The organism is Maribacter sp. 2-571 (genome assembly GCF_050589625.1).
Classification (GTDB): domain Bacteria; phylum Bacteroidota; class Bacteroidia; order Flavobacteriales; family Flavobacteriaceae; genus Pelagihabitans.
Genome location: NZ_JBNGOP010000102.1, coordinates 1 through 521 on the forward strand (window position 1 = coordinate 1; position 521 = coordinate 521).

Annotated in this window: 1 protein-coding gene; it reads right to left on the minus strand. The window is 62.0% G+C overall.

The window, feature by feature from the left end; all coding sequences use genetic code 11:
• The coding region (locus ACRD7P_RS21070) for a LamG-like jellyroll fold domain-containing protein (RefSeq protein ID WP_430909787.1) at positions 1 to 521 on the minus strand (521 nt) is incomplete at both ends.

The following is a 521-nucleotide window of genomic DNA, read 5'->3' on the forward strand; positions in this document are numbered from 1 at the left end:
CCCGCAGGGTCCCGTTGTTCGTAGAAGCCCGAGGAGGTAAAGGCGCTGGCGTCCCCCGGGGCGTCGTTGATCACGAAGCCGCCCGTGGCGGTCTGGGTACAGACCTCTATACCGTTGGCGAACAGGCGCGCGGTGGTACCGTCATAGGTCGCCGCGATGTGCACCCACGACCCCTGCGGGGAATAGCCCGCATAACAGTTCACCGAGCCCTCGGTGGTGGGGAACTCCCATTTGTATAGGCTGTTGTGGAAACCGAAGAACAGTGCCGGGTAGTCGTGGCTCAGGATGCCCACGTTGTGCACCAGCTCGTCGCGGTTGACCCAGGCCATTACGGTGACCGAACTCGATGTGGCATCGAAAGTGGCATCGTAGGGCACCTCCAATATGGTATTGCTCTGGAACTCCGCACCGTCGAACTCCGCGGCCTTGCCGAAGAGGCCGTTGTCGGTGGCGGGGATGTTGTCGGTACTGGGCACTTTTGTGGCCCCGTTGTCGTCCACATCGTAGAGGAGCCCGTCGTT